The organism is Pseudobutyrivibrio sp. UC1225 (genome assembly GCF_900115215.1).
GTDB lineage: Bacteria > Bacillota > Clostridia > Lachnospirales > Lachnospiraceae > Pseudobutyrivibrio.
The window spans coordinates 74214-93985 of the sequence record NZ_FOVQ01000007.1 but is presented as its reverse complement, the minus strand read 5'-3'; the positions used below and the strand labels follow the sequence as shown (position 1 = coordinate 93985).

The following is a 19772-nucleotide window of genomic DNA, read 5'->3' as shown; positions in this document are numbered from 1 at the left end:
CTTTTATCGCAAGTATCTCATCCATTTGTCTATAGTTTCATAACAACATATATTTAATTCTTGTAATTTTTCTATTATTTCCTCTATTACATTTGAGTTATCGACAGTTATCACAACATAATAATTTTTATTATCTTTCAAAATATCTGGTGATTTACATTCTATGTTTTTATAACACGTGCCCCATTTATTAGAATCACTATCTACTAATATATATTCATTTTTTCTAGCTTCAATTTTTTGAATATTTCTTTTAAAACAATTACCAAATCCCCAAAAAACGTAGTTCCATTCTTTTACTACATATTTTGTATAGATATCCTTCGGATATGATTCGTATAGTTCCGCTCGCATTTCGTCTAAATTCGGCAAAGGCATGGGTTCCATATTTATCGCTTCTTCAATAGAACTTGCCACCTTGACTTTGAATCTTTTAGTAGAATAATACCAATCAAAATATTTAATCACTTCATCTGTTTCTTTCTCAATCAACCATACTGCTGGGACTCCATAACTCTCTGCTAAGATAATGCCATGTAATGATGCGGACACCACCATAGATGAACTTACAATCTCATCTATGACCTTTTGATAGTTATTTGTTTCTACATCTATTTTGGTTACTCCACTTGGAACCTCATTTAGTCTATCTTTCCATTGGTAAATAACAGATATTTTATTTTTTGTCGGAAATATTTTTGGTTTATATATATATGGCATCAAAATAGCAGGATCCCCATAAACTCTTGGGCATGAATATCCAGCATAAGCTAAAGCCCTTCTAGTTATAGGCCCTCTAACAGCTCGTATATCCAACTTACGTCGTTCATAATTGACTGCCAGTCGAGCTGAATCCTCTATATAATGAATCCCTGTGCCCCATACTACTGCATCATCTCTAAAAAAATCTGCCGCAAGAATAGAACCAATTGTCAATAAATTTACAGTAGATTCATTATTATCTTCTAACTTATACTGCTTTACCATCCAATCATTAACTACTGTTGCAAGTTGATCTCCAATATTTACTACTCCATCGTAATATCTAAGCTTTACCAACTCGATCCTCCATCAAATCTAATACAGTTAAATAATCATCCAATCTAAACATACTATTCTCTTTTTGATTAAATTTCTGTGTGAAAGATTTTTTTAGAAACTTATATAGCACTCTTCTTTTTACAGAAACATCAAATATTTCTTTTTTATTCCCTTTCTTTACTGTAAAAACTCCATTCTTCTCAAAAAAATATTCATATTCATTTTCTTTTGACATATACATAAAGGTTTTATCTACTTTATCTACTAACATATTTTTTTCATAATGAATTAGATAAGACATTCCAAATCTACTTTCAACAAATATAGTATTATCACTTAGTATTTCTATCCCATTTATAGCAATAATCTCATCATTTTCTTCATCTAAAATTACTTCCTCTATAATATTCAATTCCTTATCACATCGTATTACTCTTGCCTCATACTCAAGTGTTAACCAAAAATTATTTCCATCAAACGCAATTCCAGCATAACGGTAGTTATCTTTGCCTACTTTTAGTAATTCAACTGATTCATCATCATAATCAAAGCGCATAACGCAGTTATCAAAACATGAAGCCATATAAATATAATTATCAATTATTACATAATCACGTCTCAAATATTTCTTCTGTTGTTGCTTATATAAATGAATATTGAATGGAATTTTGATTATTTTTATACTTTCATCAGAAAGGTTTAATCGTAAAATGATTGGTAGTTGACAACCAAACATAAAAACGATATTTTTCATAACTACAGCTTGAAAAAATTTATTGTTTACTCCTTCTAAATCAGGTAAGTCTATTCCGTGCCAATGATTAGTACCTATTTCCCAAACCCATACTTTCTTTGCATTCATTGGAACAAAAAGCAACTTATCCTCTATTAATAACTGCATAGTTGATAATCTATCCGATAACGCGTCTTCCATTGGGATAATGCTCTCTAAAATAATATCTTTTTGTTCCATATCAAGAGAAAATACGACATTATAATATGTTGAGCAAAAATATATTTTATTTTTTATTCTCACTCCACATTCCGTTAGAAGATTAACTTTTTCTTCCATTTCACTTCCCCTTCATAAAAAAAGGGAGTGCCTAGGCACTCCCTAAATAAACAATATTTAATTCAATTAATATTAATTACCAGTTCCATCTAAGGTAATATCAACTGATGTACCTGCTGTATCGTTGAAGACAACTGTATATGTTCTACTAACTTTAGCGTTTGCGATAGAATTAACTCTTGCTGCGGTAAATGTTAATACGCCATTGCTGTATGACCACGCGTCTGTAGGAAGAGCTGAAGCGCCATTCTTTACAGAAGCAATACCTGTTGCAGCTAAACTTCCTGCACCAAGACTTACAGGAACATTAAGTGCTGCATTTGCTGTTAATGTATAAGTTGTTGTTGCAATAGAAGGAGCTACATCTGTTGGAGCTTCTTCCCATGACCATGTAACTTTAAGCTTAGGAGCTGTTGTATCAGCTGCAATTGCTAAATTCTCTGTAGTTGCACCTTCAACAGAAAAATCTACATTTGCCCATGTAGCATCAAAATCATCCTGAGTTTTAGAGCTATTTCCATCAAGAGCTTTATACTCGGTGAGAGTTAATTCTCTATACTCGTATGCATTGCCTGTGCTCGTAACTGCAACTTTAAAATTCGCAGGTGTACCATCAAGTTTAACAGTCTTTGTAGCTGCTGTATCAGTAATTTCTACCGCATCTTCTTCTCCCACTATTAATCCTAAGTACAAAGCTGCTGCTGTTGCACTTGTTAAATCAGCCTTTGCTGCTAACGGAATATCCTTTCCACCTGCACTTGCCACAGCTTCTGCTTTAACCGTTACATTAATAGCATAACTACTCTTATTTATTACTGTTTGTGCTGCACTAGAATTTAAATACTGCTTCTTACCACTGGCATCATCTCCATTGTCAAAATATACATGGGTATCACCGGTTGCAGGGAATACAACATCATTGCCATATTTTCCATGAGCAGTTGCTACTACTAATCCTTCAGGATCCATAGTGTATGCAAAAGGTGTTGTTCCTGATGCAATTGTTGGTAAAATAACACTAGTTGCTTTCTTCTCAACATGACCTTCAGAAGTACCTGCACCTTCTGATGTTCCATTTGTAGCTGGTTCATCAGCAAACGCTGTAATGGACATTCCCATAACCATAATTGTTGCCATTGCAACTGCTAAAATTCTTTTTAACTTCATATCGTCTCCTCCTTGAAAACATAACCTTCCTCCACCATCCATGGCAGAGTGCTTTGTTACTAAGTTCCCCAATATTTAATTTTCAAGCTTATTGGTTCACAACAATAGTGATACCTACGCGGACCGTACTAATCGTTTTTTGCTCCTCATCAATAAGATGATAGATACATACACAATTATACGTTCCCGCATCTAATGGAGTATCAAGTGCAATGTTCTCCAGTTCGCTACCCCTTGGGAGTACCGGCGACTTGTAAATCACCTGAGCTTCGTCCTCTGCTAAGACAACATCAAAATACACATCATTTGTGTTTCCTTCTACATTTGCAACATATGCATCTTCTGATACGTCAGAACCCGTAGCAAACGTCCATGTTGTGTTCATTGATGCCTCATAATAACCTGTCTCTACTGAAGGTGCCGTTTCCATTTCTTTAACGACTTCCTCTACATTGTCTTGAGTAACGACCACATTTCTTCTTTCAGGCTCTTCTTTGTCTTTTCCTACTAATAGGAAGATTACTACTCCCAACAAAGCTACTATAACAACTACGCCAACTGCTATCGCAATTTTCAAACCGTTACTTCCCTTGCTGTTTGTATTTTCTGACACGTCTAAGCCCTCCAAATTCTTCTGTGTTCATTCTCCATTCTTACAATATTAAGTTTTAAATCTTTGCGTTCTTGTTCCGCGCGACTCACCCCCTTATAGTATCTATATCGGTGTGAGTGTGATTATAATAAACCCTATCTGTTAAAAAACTGTTAATTTTTTCATTGCTTTTAATCTTTTGTAACAGTTCACAAAAACGACGTGGTTGTTTTTGGCATTTTGCGAGAAAACTTTGTTCTATTTTCTGGGAAACGTTTCAAGGAGTTTTATGGCGCCCTATCTATATTCATTTATCAAGCTGCGATAAACCATTTACATACTTATTTGTTCTACTATTTTACCGCATTTTGTCGGAAAATACTCCTCTTTTCACAGAATGTTGCGAATTTTCTTAAAACTATCAGATTTTTAGGGTATAAGAAATGCCAGCCGATTATCATATATATTTCGTCCTTTCCATTCCTTACTCAAACAAATAAGCTTTTTATTATCTATATTTTTTGATATATTTAGCTTGTAAACACTATATTATACCGTTCACAGCTGTTTATCCTGCACTTTTATGTGGATATTCAGCTGTAAAGCCAGTCTATAATAATGAAAATCATTGAAACTGTGGTTAAAAAAGCACCGCCAACCGGCGGTGCTACAACTGTTTATTAAAAATCTTGTTTCAGGCAAAAAGATCTTCCAAAGTAATAACCCTCTCAAACGACCATTTATACTCATTGTCCTTAACTCCATATGTTGTAATAAGAGTATTATGTATCGCGCTCTTCTTAGGAAGTTTCTCATACAGTAAATTTTGTCTATGCCTTAGCGTTGCATCATAATCTTTGTCAACCATGAAATAATCACTATAAAATTTCATTTCACACATGTTAACAATGTTATCTTTTCGAAGTATTAATAAATCTATCTGAGTACCTCTCTCACCATCTCCTGTTTTCGTCCATGCTGACTCAGAAGTATTCACTCCACTTATTCCCAAAGCACGCTTAATCTCAGGAATATGATTAAAACATACATTTTCAAATGCATATCCTCTCCATGTTATGATTGACTGAGCCTCAATATTCTGTAACCAAAATCCATTTTCTATTGAATCCTTATTTTCCACAAATCTTATATAAAAAATACAAAACGGATCAACTAGTTTATAATGTTCTTCCCTTTTACCGCATTCAAATGGTGTATATTTTATGATAAAGTCGCTTGCAATCAACGCGTTAAGACTCTTTGATAGAGAGCCTCCATCTGACAATCCAGCCTCACTAACTATTTCCTTTCTGGTAAATCCTTTACTACGCTTAGAAAGCAGCTTCACAATAGTCTTTACCGCATCAGGGTTAGTAAATATAGATGAAAATAGTCTATTATACTCTTGTGATAATTTTGCCCCTTTTGAAAAAAACAAATCATCCACATTTTGTGCTAAACTATTTCCACGTTTAAAATAGTTCAAATAAAATGGTATTCCGCCAAATATCATGTAGCTTTGAACAATATCATATCTAGAAAGTGATATTCCGCGCTCTTTTAAAAGCATCTCGCTCTCCTTAAGCGTGAATGGAGAAAGTTTTATTTCATATGTAACACGCCCATATAAGCCACCATGATTATTTATAAGCTCATTTTCCATCCAAGAATTAGCACTTCCAGATATAATAACCATAATATTTCTGTGGCAAGCCCAGCTATTCCAAAATGCTTCGAAGCCAGTGATAAATCCTGATTTAGGTGTATCCATCCATGGTAACTCATCCAAAAATATAACCTGTCTGGCGCCATTATCTATACTTTGCAAATGCATTTCCAGCATAAAAAAAGCTTCGAGCCAATCCTTTGGACAATGGCTTTTTTTCATCCCCTGCGTTATTAGAGAATAATAAAACGCTTCCAACTGTTTTTTTAACGGTTGATTCTTTTGATGATCATTACTCATTTCCACAGGTGAAAGACCAGCATGCCTAAAGGTTATTTTATCCCTAAACGTCTCGTCTATAAGGTATGTTTTTCCAACACGACGCCTACCATAAACCGCAACAAGTTCAGCTTTATTCCCAGCATATAGTTCAAGCAGCTCAGCAACTTCTTTATTTCTTCCTATCATATCTATATCCTCATTTACGCTATCATAACACTATCTCTTCTTGTTTTATTATAATTCGCGTTATATTCAGCTGTCAATTATATTTTTATGCTGTTAGCAGCCGTTTATCTTTCACTTTTTATGTGATATTCAGCTGCAAACAAATGTAAACAAAACATTTCTTTTTTAGAATGAATTACCCTTATTCATATTCTATTGTTAAAATCATTACATGTCATTGAACCTATAATTTAAAATGGCCAGCCGATTTTAGCGGCTGGCCCACATCACCTTCACATACTCCTCTTTCTTATCCCTCATAAGCTCGAAACCATCCACTATATTATCTAGCTCAAATCTATGAGTTATAAACTTCTCAGGATGTATATCACCCTGCTGCAATCTTTCCAACACATAGTGCCAATCATCCTCCTTTTCGTGGGTAAAAGAAGAATTCCAGGTCCCCATAATTGTTAGCTGGTTTCGCAAAATCTTCCAGTACACATTTCTCTCGAGCTCCATATCCGAATGTGGATTTCCCACTGTGCAAATCCTTCCATTAGACGCAGCAGCATCGACTCCCACGTTCAACGACTCATTCTTTCCAATACATTCAAAGAAAACATCTGCTCCATGTGAATTCGTATTTACGTTAATCCACTCCACAGCGTCACCCTTGCAGCCGTCAAAATATCTATCCTCAGGAACTCCCAACTCCATAACTTTATTTTTCTGGAATTCCTTATTTCCTATCGTATATACGTTTTTAACTCCCATGTCCATTAAAAACATGGTTACAAATAAACCTATTGTTCCAAGCCCCATCACAACTACATTGGCTTTTTCCAAATCAAGCTCATCGGTCCATACCTGTCTAATAGCGTGTACAGCCACAGCCATAGGCTCAAGCATCGCAGCCACATCAACGTGTACCTTATCTGGCAGCTCAATCAGATTCCATTCAGGTACAGTCACATACTCCGCAAATCCACCGTCCCTACGTGACCCTAAATAAGAATAGTTCTTACACATTTCGTATTTACGAATCTTACAGCACATACATTCCATGCATGGAATCAATGGGAAGACTCCTACTCGCTTGCCTATCCATTCATCTGACACTCCTGCTCCAACAGCTTCCACCTGTCCTGAAAACTCATGACCTATCACAAGCGGCATGTTATGTGCGCCATCTTTATAAGCCCTTGGAATATCCGACCCACAGATTCCGCATGCCTTCACATTCACTAAAACCTCCCCCTGTTTTGGGGAAGGTTTCTCAATTTCCTCTACTTTAATTTTTCCTACTTCTTTCAGCAATAATGCTCTCATGAAATCTCTCCAAATCAACCTTTGTTGTTATCTTGAAATTCCTCTCATCCCCGGCTATCAAATGCATCCTCATCCCCGCCATCACGGCAGGTTCTGTGGATCCCACTATCTGCTTGATTTCTCCAGAGTCCACCAATGCCTTGTTAGCCTCAAAATACTTTCCATACACAAATGTCTCTGGAGCCTGCCCCGCATAGATCTCATCTCTCTTCAATAAAGAATCTATGCACTCGCCATCCTTGCTCATATACACTGTATCCTTCATTGGAAGTACCGGAATCACACCATCATATCCATTCATTCCACGGATTGATTCCTCTATCATAGCTTGCGACAACAAAGGTCTCGCCCCGTCATGTATAAATACATAATCATCATCTGATACCACTCGCTTTACATCATTCAGCCCACTCCAAATAGATTCCTGTCGATTCTCTCCCGGCGCAGAAAAACCCAAGAATTTATCCTCAAGCCCAAACTGCGACAGCCAGCCAATAATACCTTTGTGCCACTGCTTATCAGCTACAATCTGAATCTTGTCTATATATTTACTTTTGTTCAGCGTCTCAAGGCAATAGACCAAAATCGGAACCCCCTCCACAGTGATGTACTGTTTTGGAATTTCAGTCCCCATTCTGCTGCCCTTTCCACCGGAAAGCAAAATCGCAACCGTCATAATCTTAACTTCCTAACATCTGCCAAAATATCCTTATAACTACGTCCTCGTCCGAAAAGTAACGTGGTTCCCAGAATGAAGCCATCTACCCCTTTCGGTGCAAACTCTACAATCTTATTTCCCGAGCAGGCTCCATCCCAATATATTTTAAAGCCATAACGCTCCTTTAATTTTAAGAGCTTATCGATTTTCTCACCTACATAAGGCAGGTACATCTGACCCGCGTTACCTGGATTTACAGACATAACAAGTACCTTATCTACAATCTTCAGCATCTCCTTAACCGTCTCTATACTTGTACCCGGATTAATGGCAATACCTGGCACCATTCCTGCATCTATGACCTTCTGCAAAGTTGTGGAAGGATGATACTCAGCCTCAGGATGAATGTAAATCGTATCGCCTTTACGAAGATTTCTGATGAACAAATCAATGGTGTTATTTGGGTGCTCAACCATGAGATGCACATCCATCGGCTTAAATGTCACGCTTGCAATATAGCTCAAATCGTTCAGCGACATTGCAAAGTTAGGCACAAATCGACCATCCATAATATCGATATGAAAGGAATCAATTCCCGCCTCCTCCAGTTCATTTATCTCCCGTGCCAAGTGACCATAGTTAGCGCACATCATAGACGCATTTAATTCAAACTCCATAGCTCCCCTCTCCCACAATCACATTATTCGCAACACAAAACCTCTGTATTTTGTATCATTATCGGTTTTTCCAATTTTTCATAAAGCTGTACTATGCTACTGCCATCCCCATAATAGGCATCACTAATAATTATCGCCCTGTTCATATCGGAGGTGTCATCATAAATCCCCCATCCTTCAGCCTTATATTGCTTTACTATCTCCCTGTACTCCTCCAAAATATCTGGCACCATACTTTCCAAGGTAGCCTCAATAAGCGGATGCGGTCTCCACAACAACGCCACATCATCCTTATTTTCCTTGAAAACCTCAAATACATCCTTTATCTTCTTAATCATCTTTTCTTCCTGATTAAGGATGGCTACAACGCCTGTATTGTAAAAGACGATTTTCTTCTTTGTGCCATCAGGTTTATATATTATCTTTTTCCATTCCTCCGGTATCTCCTGCGGCTGTTCCTTTAGCTTTAGGATTCGATCAAACTTTGGAGATCCTGTTCCCTTGATTTTGCTCTCCCAAGTTGCTCTACTCTCCTCACCAAACCTTTTTACAAGACACTGAACATATGCCTGCTTCATCTTTTCCGACTGCAGGATAACCTCATCTGAATAAACCACTCCTGGAGTCAAAGCAAAATTGTATATATGCTCCATCTCCACTTCGTTATCCAAATCTGGCTCCGCCAATACAAAATAAGGAATATAAATTAGCTTATCTGTAAATTTTTTTAGATTCTGTGTATAGAAAAATGGATGCACACTTGTGACGTAGTTACACTCATCATACGGATTATGAATGTATATTTCATCAGGATGAATCCCCTCGAAATCAAATTTCTGAAAATCCGTAACCGGCACATAATCGGGATACTGATTGCCCTCATAGAACATCTTATTCAATCCACCTTCAGCATCTCTCTCGAAGTAAGGAATTGGTATCACAAAATCATCGATATTCTCATCATCCCTTGCTTTCATCCACACCGACTCTAGTGAATCCCACATAGACGCCTTGTACGGAAGAAATACTACCACTTTTCTTATAAGGATATCTGTGTGTGCACTTTTATCAATTTCGTTTATACAATGCTCTATTCTTCCTTTCGCCGAAGACGCAGAAAGTCCTCTCTCAGACTGAATTTCTTCATGTATCTGAAAGAGAACTTCGCAATATTCCTCTAGGTGAGACACTGTCTTATGTCCCTCACCTTCAGTTTCCTCTATAAAATTTCCTAAATCGATGGCCTTTTGCTGTGCCATTTCTAGGTACTCACAGGCCTTAGAAATTCCAGACTCCTTCCGGTTCAGCTCCTGACAAACACCCTCGCAGAGCTTCCGAAACAGCTCGATATAATTCTCTACCTGCTTGAACCCTTGCTTCCTCATCCCAACTCCCCATGTATAGACAATAAAGCGAAAATACCCAAATGTTATTATATGAATATTATAGGTTTAACCGTGGCTATATTCAACGATTTGCAAAGATTACACGGAATTATCACAATTACAGAAGATATTTCTCAATCATGCTCTTAATATTTCTCGAGCTAATTGGTTGTTGAGAAGTCTCAAAGGATGCAATCATATTCACCCCTAAATAATATCCATTTTGCTGATACACATTAAGCTTCAAGATATTCTTGTTAGCATAATCATAATCATCCATCATCCCAAAATGCTCCCAAATATATTCCTTCCTTTGGCTTTTATTCAAACACACAAAATCAGGTCTAACTGTTCCCTTTCCCTTTAGTATTAGGGGCTTCTCATACTTATAGGGAACATCATATTGTTCCAATAAATTAGCTATTATCAACTCAGATTTTGATCGAACCCTCACTCCATTTGTTGAATAAAACTCCGTATTATCCATAAATGGCATCGGCTCATATTCTTCAGCTTGCCATGACTGAATAAACTCTTTCACCTCAGGATGTATTGGCTCTACAATCTTCTTTTTAGCATCACGCATATCATCATATATCTTCTGATAAGATTCTTTTCCTAAGAACGCATCATACTTGGAAATGATACTTTTCTCCCTTTGCGCCAGCTTTAACACTTTCCTGTTATATTCCTTCTGTGCCAAAGCCTTAGCTATGTTCACTTTTTCATTTGGAATATACACTCCATTAGTATCTTTACAATCCTTGCACCAGTAATATTGCACGTAACTCTTTTTATCTACAATCCTTAATGATCCCTCTGGAGCCTTTTTTATTTCTCCTTCCAAATCCTTTATCAATTCTTCAACACAGAGCCTTCGCGCCGCTATGTTCTCTATATATCTATCATCAAATAAAATCTTATTCTTATTACTATTTTCTTTCATGCTACTCCATAACTACCATTACATCTTCTTCACAATTACCCTTGCACATATAATTTTGCAGAAATATTTAGAATTATATGTGTACCTACCCTTTCCTCAACCCAAAATCTACCTTCCAAGCATATAATTTTTCAAAATCCTTCAAAATTATATGTGCACCTACTCTTTCCACAAGCCAAAACCCACCTTCCAAGCATATAATTTCATAAAAACCTTCAAAATTATATGCGCGCCTGCCCTTTCCCAAAGACCAAAATCGCCTTCCAAGCATATAATTTTTCAATAATCTCCAAAATTATATGCTTACCAGCTCTTACAGCCACCTGTGCCAACCAAAAACACTCAGCAAACACCTATAATATTAAGAAAATGTGGGAAATTATCTGCGAATGAACTTCGCAAACCATAAAAAATATAAGTCTAATGAATGGTTCTTAATGAACCGTTACAGAATACCACGATATTACACAATTGTAAAGCGTTAATAACTCCAACCAAAAAAGGACCCATGCTCGCATGGGTCCAAATCAATCATAATTATTTAACTATCTCATCCAATATAGCCTGGGCTACATCGTCCTTAGACATGATAGGAAGCTCGCGGGCATCGTCCGCTGTGATTAATGTAACCACATTGGTGTCTGTGCCGAAGCCTGCTCCTGCAGTGCGCAGGTTGTTAGCTACAATCATATCCACATTCTTTTTCTTGAGCTTGGCCTTGGAATTCTCCAGCATGTTTTCCGTTTCCATGGAGAATCCGCAAATAAACTGGCCTGACTTCTTGTTTGCGCCCAGGTAAGAAAGAATATCCTCTGTGCGCTCAAGCTCAATAGAAGAAGCTTCACCATCTTTTTTCTTTATCTTCTCCGCAGCTACAGTTGCTGGTCGATAGTCAGCCACTGCTGCACTCTTAATTATTATATCCATCTCCCCTGCTCGAGACTTCACTGCTTCAGCCATCTCGGCAGCGCTCTTGATATTCACTACATCTACAAACATAGGTGGCTGGATAGCCACTGGACCGCTTATGAGTGTAACCTCTGCTCCCCTAAGCATTGCCGCTCTAGCGATAGCATAGCCCATCTTTCCAGTGCTGTGATTGCTAATGTATCTGACTGGGTCAATTGCCTCCTGAGTAGGCCCTGCCGTTATCATAACCTTCTTCCCATCGAGGTCGTGGTCGAAAGCGATTTCTCTAAGTATGTACTGTAATAATACCTCTGGCTCAGGCATCTTTCCTGCACCAGTATCTCCGCATGCCAAATATCCGCTTGCTGGCTGAATAATCTCGAAGCCATATTTCTTAAGTGTTTCCAAATTGTCCTGGACGATAGGATTTGTAAACATATTTGTGTTCATGGCTGGGCTCACAAGCTTCTTGCACTTTGCAGCAAGAATAGTAGTAGTGAGCATATCGTCAGCGATTCCGTGTGCCATCTTCCCTATGACATTAGCGCTGGCTGGTGCAACCATGAAAATGTCTGCACGCTTTGCCAAAGCCACGTGCTCAACATTAAATTTGAAATCCCTGTCAAAAGTGTCCACAAGACATTTATTGCTAGTTAATGTTTCAAAGGTAATTGGATTGATAAAATTGGTGGCATTTTTAGTCATGATGACATTAACATCAGCGCCTAATTTCACTAAGGCTGATGCAAGATTTGCAATCTTATATGCTGCAATGGAGCCTGTTACTCCAAGTACCACGCATTTACCCTTTAACATAATTCCTTATTACCTCCGGACTATCGTATTGCTGTTTTATATCTTAGCTTACTTGATGAAGTCTCCTACTGAGCCATAGACTCAGCAGTCTTAACCTCTGATACAGCCTGAACCTTGCCAGACTTCTTTCCTGAATATACACCTGCTGGCTTAATCTTATCAAGTACAATGCCAACAAGGTAAACGATTACCGCACCAACGATAGCTTCGATAACACCGTTGAAGCTGATGATTCCGCCAATTACTCCCATGAGAGCACTTGGGTCGATCTGAAGAACCTCTGAATATGGGATTCTGTAGAATGCATAGATGCTTCCCATAACAAGAAGTGTATTTGTCATAGCACCAGAAATACCAGCTGTGATAAATCCAAGTGCCTTAGCATCTTTATTCATAAATAAATACTCGATAGCTACGAATACTGCGATTCCAACAACAGCGCCGATTACCTGAGCAGCTGTAACCGAGAATCCTACCTTACCTTCAGAAATCATCTTATTGAAGAAAGCGAATACACCAAATCCCATGATGAAAGAGATGATTACGTTGATGATCGAACCGTAAACTACCTTCTTCTCTGAGCTGATTGCCTTCTTGATTCCTACGTATACAAAATAAGGAACTACACCAATAAGAATTCTAGGAACGATAGCAATGAATGTGCTCTTGAAAACAAGTGCGATTGCCTGTCCTACAGTATCATGTGGAAGCATTGTAAGTGCAGCCACTGGTGAGAATGCGAAAGCTGATGGAGTAGGTGTAAGTGAGCTCTTGATAAAGCTTGTGATACCAAATACTCCGCCGAGGCAAGCTCCCTTCTTTGGTCCTAAGAATAAAGAACCAATGATAACTGGAATATGAAGTGTTGTTGCATTGATAACTACGAGTGGAATATATCCGAGTGGTGTTGAAGCCATAACTACAATAATGGCTACGAATAACGCTGTGAGCACAAGCTCATAGGTCTTAGAATTGTTGCTTTGCATATGTTTCCTCCTTCTGGTAGAAGCCCTTAGGCGGGTCTCCTCCTGTTAAAACAGTTATTTGCAAGCTAATTAAATTGATAAAATTTTAACAGCACATGAATTCTATCACATAGATTCATATGTGTCAAAAGCCCGGTACAAGTCGCTCTGGATCTTGTCTGGACTTCTGAAAGTATGAGTTTTTCATCAGAAAAGCTCATACTTTACTCTGACCAAAATTCCTTTAGGAATTATGTCCTGCTGTGCAGGATTCATGCTGATGTTTCCTTTACATCAGCATGAAGTCTCCACACATCTATAGAATAGAATCATCAGCTACTCCGATAGTCCCTCGGTGTAGTAGCTGTTACCATATATATCGGTAAAGACATATGAAATCAATATATCCTTATCCTCAATTACAAGATTTGAAATCTTCATATCTTCCATGGCAGTGCTAACAGTCATCTGCTCGCCAAGGAAATAGCTATCGGTATATCTGCCACTATAATCATAATAATCACTTATGAAATCAAGTGTGTCCCCAGGCTCAAGCTCTGTAAGATTCTTTGCAATAACCTCTGTCTCACCATCCTTGTAGTCATAGGTAGCACCTGCCACATAGCCATCCTCATGCTCGCTATCAAACACAAGAATCAAATCTGCCCTCTCATCGTTAAGGAGTACTGGGACACGTCCTGTAATTGTATAATTGCTAGAATCACCAGTAGTATCTATGTGATAATAAGCCACTATCTGACCATCGATTGCAAGCCAGCTTCTATCTGTATTTGCGATAAGATTATTGTCATCATCCCACTCAAATACATTATCTAAGCCAAGGTCGATATAGCCCTCTCCATCATCTACAAATGTAGAAAATTCTATCTCCTGCACGTTCTCCCACTGATCTTCATCTAAAGAGATTACCTGCTGCCCAGCAGAATTCAGAGTCCATTCCATATTTGCAACATTACTAATATTGTTATTTGCTATATACTCTGCTGCATCATCTACCGATACTCCATTATTCAAAAATCTAGGAGATGAACTACCTGAAGAGGATAGATAAGCATTTAATATGCTGGCTATTGCCTGCGAGTTCATGGTATTAACATCAGTATTTCCGGCTCCGAACAGCATGCTGGCTGGATTCGAATCATAGGTTGTTGAATTCTGTCCATAGTAAGCCATCGATGCAAACTTCTGAATGCAGTTACTATAGCTTTCGTCCATACCTATTTCATCATAGGTATCCACCATATTGTCCACCTTGCTGGTCTGACGATATGGGAAATAGATTGAAAGACCGTAGGCATTAGTCATATTGCTTGATGTCTTGTTGTACTTTACTGCCCCCTTAAGAGATGACGCCAGCTCTGTTCCAGCCTCGTTGTCCATCTTGATTGCAAAATCAATCAAATCAATCTGATCTATTCTTGAAGAGGTAGCAAATTCTCTTGTTGATGAGCGGGCATTTGAAACAACCTTATATTCCTTCTTGTCGATAAGACTTGCTGTCGAATCTGCAAAGCTCTTTAAATCCTCTGGCACGGTTGCTGTAAGCTCAGCCAAATCAACTACAGACAATGTAGTCTTCTGACCTGCACACTGCTGTCCGCACTGAGCCACAAAATCATCAACGATATTCTTGCCTATCTCCAAGGTAGACATAGATGGATTCTTTGAAAGCTCTGTAAGCCAGTTTGTATAATACCAGCCGATACCAGGCTCTGTTTCCTCTGATGCAATCATGTAATCACTATGGGCATCCAGCATCAAACCAGTCTCTACAGTTGCCATAAGGCACGCATCAAATCCCACGAAGTCGTACTTCAAACCGCCATCTGTAAGAGCCTTATTGATTCCTGCAAGATTCATAGAGCCTGCTTCTCTATGCTTTTCATCATAACCATAGCCAGTTACTGAGCCACCGCCGTGATCCCAGAAAATAAGATCATATCTGTCAGCTTTATAATTCTGAGCACCCCACTTGATAAAGCTTGAAAGAGTATTAGGATCAGTCATAGGAAGATCACCGAGATTATCCTTAATCAAATTCATCTTCCCATTTTTTATCTGGTATATCTGATTAGTTTTGTTGCTTACAAAATTATTCTTCCAACCAGCGCTGCCTCCCGTGTAAACAATCAGATTGATATTATCTGCGACAGTAGCATTAAGCATCTCCTGCAAATCCTTTGAAGCCATAGCTCCTCTGGACTCCAGGTCAGTACCACACATGTAAACCATGATAGTAGTTGTGTCCTTACCATCACCTTTAAGTAACGTATATTTTTGACGGGCCCCCTCAGCCACTGTTTCATCAAGAATTCCCGTATTGGCCTTGCTACTCCAGCTGGAATTTCCACTGGCAGCCGTACTCGTATAGCCTCCACTACCTAGAAGCAGAGACGCCATCGTACCAATTGTATTTATGGTACTTGTAGCACTATCCCCAGAAAGAGAGCCTGTACCAGTTCCGCCTGAGCCGCCCCCAAGGAACGCACCAAGACCGCCTCCACCGCCTAGTAATACTACAAGTGCAATGATAATAAGCTTTCCAAGACCACCGCCTCCGCCATAGCCACCATCACGATTTCCACTAAAACCTCCAGAGCCAGAACCTCCTGGCACATGACCTCCTGCGCCTCCGCCTACGGGACCGCTTCCCAGTCCACTACCACGGCGATTAACCGAACCAGAACCGGTTACATTCTTCTTTCTTGATACTGGTCTGTCTGCCATTTCTTTCTTCCTCCCAAAACAAAGGAGGTGTAGCATTTGCTACACCTCCGCTACTATTTCCCATTATACACATTTTTTACTTCAGTGCCATCTCTTCCATTTCTCTAGCAATCTTATTAATTACTTCAAGGGTATCGTTCATATTGCGGAGAGCATCCATGGCATCATCACTTACAGCTCCTACTGTATCAGCGGCTGCTGCAACCTCCTGTGATGTTGCAGAAAGGTTTGTAATGTTATCCATAATCTGTGTATTTGCACTGAGAACCTCACTAACTGAGCCCTTTACCTGAACAACACCATCTCTAAGCTCATCAGAACCTTCCTTGATTGCATCAAGCTTTGTTCCTGTCTCAGAAATCAGGTCATTCTGCTTCTGAGCATACTCAGCTGATTTTGACATTGCTGCCGATGCTGAACGTGCATCACTTGTGAGTCTTTCGATGATTCTTGAAATCTCCTCAGTAGCTTCTCGTGTACTTTCAGAAAGAGCTCGAATCTCATCAGCTACTACTGCGAAGCCCTTGCCGGCCTCACCAGCTCTTGCTGCCTCGATAGATGCATTAAGAGCAAGAAGATTTGTCTGACTTGAAATACCAAGAATTGTCTCTGTAATTGCTTGTACATCCTGAATACTTGTATTTAATGCCTGTGTTGTTGAGGCTGTCTCCAGGTTAATCTTTGCTACTTCCTCAGCCTGACTCTTAAGCTGATTAATAAGATCAACACCTTCGTTAACAGATTCCTCTACACGACCAGATACATCATCAATGTTGTTAGCTTCCTGCTCAACAGCTTGAATGCTTTCCTGAATAACTGCAGTTTTATTAGTCTGATTTTCGATAGCCTCAGCAGTGTTCTTTGTGCCTTCTACAATCTCATTAACAGATGAATGTGTGGCATCCATAGATTCATTCAGCTTATCAGAAACCTCGTTTGCCTCAACAAACTTCTGATTCAACTTCTCTGCCAATTCAACTATTGTATCAGATGTTTCTTTAATCTCTGCAGCATTTTCCTTGATTGTATCAAGAACCTCTGTGGTCTGACGGCGTTGCTGCTTACAAACAATAACAGATATAGTACATGCGATAATAGAGAATACTAACTCTGTAACTAAATCTCTACCAGAAATATTACCTCTTCTAATCTCTATAATGCCAGATGTTATCAAGCAGAAATTAGCTATAAAGCATCCAATTCGTACTGTTCCTGCTTCGCCATATATCATTACGATTAATATAATCGTATACATGAATATGTACATGTTTGTGTCGGCAGGATAATAGATATTGAGCAAAAACAATGCAACCATCGAAAGAGTAATAACGTATTTATATTTGTATTTCTCTCCGAATGACTTGTAGGTCACCTGGAACAAAATCATATCTAAAACTGATACAGCCAATCTGATAATATCTAAAGCGTTTAATCCATCAAGCACTATCGACCTTACTGTAACAAAAATCAGCGCAATACAAGTGATTGTCCCACAATACCTCGCTAATCTATTCTTCTCAAGCATCTGTCTGGTTTTTACATCCATGTTATCTTCTCTGTTATTATCTGGCATATTTTTTGGCCTCCACCTTACACAACACAATTGATCTCATGGGCTTTTACTTATGTCCTCTAAATAAGTTAGTTATAAAAGATTCTTGCCCTATGCTAGTAGAATAAGTATATCAACTTTTTTCTCAGAAAATGTAAAATTGACAGAAAATTCATAGAAGTTTCATTGAGTCTTTAAAATCACCACAACATAGTAATTTGTAAAATTTCTAAAAAAAACCAGGAGATTACTCTCCTGGTGCACTGTTTATTACTTTGCCTGTGTTCCAAAGCATTGCCGACTTCTCAGCTGCCTGTTCACGGCCTTCTTCAGTTTTGTATCCCACGGTACCCGTGTAGCTTCCGCAATCAAGACATGCTACATAATAACCGTGATCCTCTTCTTCCATGAGACCGGCCCCTCCGCAGATAGGGCACTCATGTAATTCAAACTTTTCTGTAAAATCCATCTTATGAAACCTTCAACTTAAATTTTTGTAAATCTCTTTCAGAATCAACCTCTTCCATAACAGCGCCGAGCTTGTTGAACTTACCAACAATATCCTCGTATCCACGCTGGATGTACTTGATATCATCGATAACTGTAATACCATCTGCAGCAAGACCTGCAATGATAAGCGCTGCACCTGCACGAAGGTCTGGTGCGCAAACCTGAGCGCCTGTATATCTCTCAACACCAGTAACGATAGCTACTGTGCTCTCAACCTTGATATTTGCTCCCATTCGGGCAAGCTCATCTACATACTTGAAACGATTCTCGAAAATCGACTCTGTAACTGTACTAGTACCATCAGCAATACCAAGTACTGCTGTAATCTCAGGCTGCATATCTGTAGGGAAGCCTGGGTAAGGAAGTGTAGTAACGTGAGTCTTTGTAAGCTTACGTCCCTTTGCGATAACGCGAACTGCGTCATCATATTCCTCAATAACACAACCAGCCTCGATAAGCTTTGCAGAAGTAGCCTCTAAATGCTTAGGAATTACATTCTTTACAAGAACATCACCATGTGTGGCTGCTGCTGCGCACATATATGTACCTGCTTCAATCTGATCAGGAATAACTGCATATGTAGTACCATGAAGTGCAGAAACGCCAACGATACGAATAACATCTGTACCTGCGCCGCGGATATTTGCTCCCATACTGTTAAGGAATGAAGCAACATCTACAACGTGTGGCTCCTTAGCTGCATTCTCGATAGTAGTCTTTCCCTCAGCAAGAACAGCTGCAAGCATGATATTGATAGTAGCACCTACAGAAACCTTATCAAGGTAAATGTGGCTACCAGCAAGCTTATCAGCACGTGCTGACCAAAGACCATAAGAAACGTCTACGTTTGCTCCAAGAGCCTTAAGACCCTTAACGTGCAAATCGATAGGACGCGCGCCGATAAGGCAACCACCTGGAAGCGCAACCTCGGCGTTCTTATACTTTCCTAAAAGTGCTCCCATCAAATAATATGAAGCACGAATCTTCTTAATGTATTCATAATCCACTGACAGTCTTGATATGCTAGAACCGTTAATCTTAACTGTGTGCTCATCAACACGAGTAATTGAAGCTCCGATGTCCTCAAGAGCTCCAATAAGTACATTTATATCTTTGACATTTGGCAGATTTTCAATTGTAACAGTTTCGTCTGTCATTATGGCACCTGCAAGAATTCCCAGTGCCGCATTCTTAGCGCCACTGATTTCCACTTCACCACAAAGTGGAGTGCCGCCTTTTATCACATACTGTTCCATATTGTCTCCTACAATTCTCTCAAAATCTCTATA

17 protein-coding genes are annotated in these 19772 nt (G+C 38.9%); all 17 read right to left on the bottom strand.

The window, feature by feature from the left end; genetic code table 11:
- Window positions 1–3 precede the first annotated feature (3 nt).
- Window positions 4–1059 carry a polysaccharide pyruvyl transferase family protein gene (locus BMZ41_RS10240; RefSeq protein WP_090529329.1) on the bottom strand — a complete coding sequence of 352 codons (1056 nt, stop codon included), beginning with the start codon at window positions 1057–1059 and terminating at the stop codon, window positions 4–6.
- Window positions 1046–2113: an NHL repeat-containing protein gene (locus tag BMZ41_RS10235; protein WP_090529326.1), complete on the bottom strand. Its 1068-nt coding sequence runs from the start codon at window positions 2111–2113 to the stop codon at window positions 1046–1048. The genes BMZ41_RS10240 and BMZ41_RS10235 overlap by 14 nt, the downstream gene beginning before the upstream one ends.
- Window positions 2114–2185: 72 nt before the next feature.
- A complete protein-coding gene (locus tag BMZ41_RS10230) occupies window positions 2186–3280 on the bottom strand; it encodes a hypothetical protein (protein WP_090529322.1) in 1095 nt (364 codons plus the stop codon).
- Between the two features lie 88 nt (window positions 3281–3368).
- A complete protein-coding gene (locus BMZ41_RS10225) occupies window positions 3369–3893 on the bottom strand; it encodes a hypothetical protein (RefSeq protein WP_090529319.1) in 525 nt (174 codons plus the stop codon).
- 673 nt (window positions 3894–4566) lie between these two features.
- Window positions 4567–6006, bottom strand: coding sequence for an AAA family ATPase (locus tag BMZ41_RS10220; protein ID WP_028247533.1), 1440 nt, complete (start codon window positions 6004–6006; stop codon window positions 4567–4569).
- A gap of 249 nt (window positions 6007–6255) precedes the next feature.
- Window positions 6256–7317: a galactitol-1-phosphate 5-dehydrogenase gene (locus BMZ41_RS10215; RefSeq protein ID WP_090529316.1), complete on the bottom strand. Its 1062-nt coding sequence runs from the start codon at window positions 7315–7317 to the stop codon at window positions 6256–6258.
- Window positions 7280–7993 carry an IspD/TarI family cytidylyltransferase gene (locus tag BMZ41_RS10210; RefSeq protein WP_090529311.1) on the bottom strand — a complete coding sequence of 238 codons (714 nt, stop codon included), beginning with the start codon at window positions 7991–7993 and terminating at the stop codon, window positions 7280–7282. Before BMZ41_RS10210 ends, BMZ41_RS10215 begins: the two co-directional genes overlap by 38 nt.
- Complete coding sequence (locus BMZ41_RS10205) at window positions 7990–8652, bottom strand: ribulose-phosphate 3-epimerase (protein ID WP_090529309.1); 663 nt, start codon at window positions 8650–8652, stop codon at window positions 7990–7992. Before BMZ41_RS10205 ends, BMZ41_RS10210 begins: the two co-directional genes overlap by 4 nt.
- Window positions 8653–8675: 23 nt before the next feature.
- Window positions 8676–10037 carry a hypothetical protein gene (locus tag BMZ41_RS10200; protein ID WP_090529306.1) on the bottom strand — a complete coding sequence of 454 codons (1362 nt, stop codon included), beginning with the start codon at window positions 10035–10037 and terminating at the stop codon, window positions 8676–8678.
- 118 nt (window positions 10038–10155) lie between these two features.
- Window positions 10156–10983: a hypothetical protein gene (locus tag BMZ41_RS10195; RefSeq protein WP_090529303.1), complete on the bottom strand. Its 828-nt coding sequence runs from the start codon at window positions 10981–10983 to the stop codon at window positions 10156–10158.
- 85 nt (window positions 10984–11068) lie between these two features.
- Complete coding sequence (locus tag BMZ41_RS10190; RefSeq protein WP_143071343.1) at window positions 11069–11266, bottom strand: hypothetical protein; 198 nt, start codon at window positions 11264–11266, stop codon at window positions 11069–11071.
- Between the two features lie 254 nt (window positions 11267–11520).
- Complete coding sequence (gene coaBC / locus BMZ41_RS10185; RefSeq protein ID WP_090529298.1) at window positions 11521–12708, bottom strand: bifunctional phosphopantothenoylcysteine decarboxylase/phosphopantothenate--cysteine ligase CoaBC; 1188 nt, start codon at window positions 12706–12708, stop codon at window positions 11521–11523.
- A gap of 65 nt (window positions 12709–12773) precedes the next feature.
- Entirely contained in the window at window positions 12774–13694 is a 921-nt protein-coding gene (locus BMZ41_RS10180) for an ECF transporter S component (RefSeq protein WP_090169625.1), read from the bottom strand.
- 315 nt (window positions 13695–14009) lie between these two features.
- On the bottom strand, window positions 14010–16421 hold the full coding sequence (locus BMZ41_RS10175; RefSeq protein WP_090529295.1) for a clostripain-related cysteine peptidase: 2412 nt from the start codon (window positions 16419–16421) through the stop codon (window positions 14010–14012).
- A 76-nt stretch (window positions 16422–16497) separates the two neighbouring features.
- Window positions 16498–17994, bottom strand: a complete 1497-nt coding sequence (locus tag BMZ41_RS10170; RefSeq protein WP_090529292.1) for a methyl-accepting chemotaxis protein — start codon at window positions 17992–17994, stop codon at window positions 16498–16500.
- 226 nt (window positions 17995–18220) lie between these two features.
- A complete protein-coding gene (locus BMZ41_RS10165) occupies window positions 18221–18442 on the bottom strand; it encodes a Lar family restriction alleviation protein (RefSeq protein ID WP_090529289.1) in 222 nt (73 codons plus the stop codon).
- 1 nt (window position 18443) lies between these two features.
- On the bottom strand, window positions 18444–19739 hold the full coding sequence (locus tag BMZ41_RS10160; protein ID WP_090529439.1) for a UDP-N-acetylglucosamine 1-carboxyvinyltransferase: 1296 nt from the start codon (window positions 19737–19739) through the stop codon (window positions 18444–18446).
- Window positions 19740–19772 lie beyond the last annotated feature (33 nt).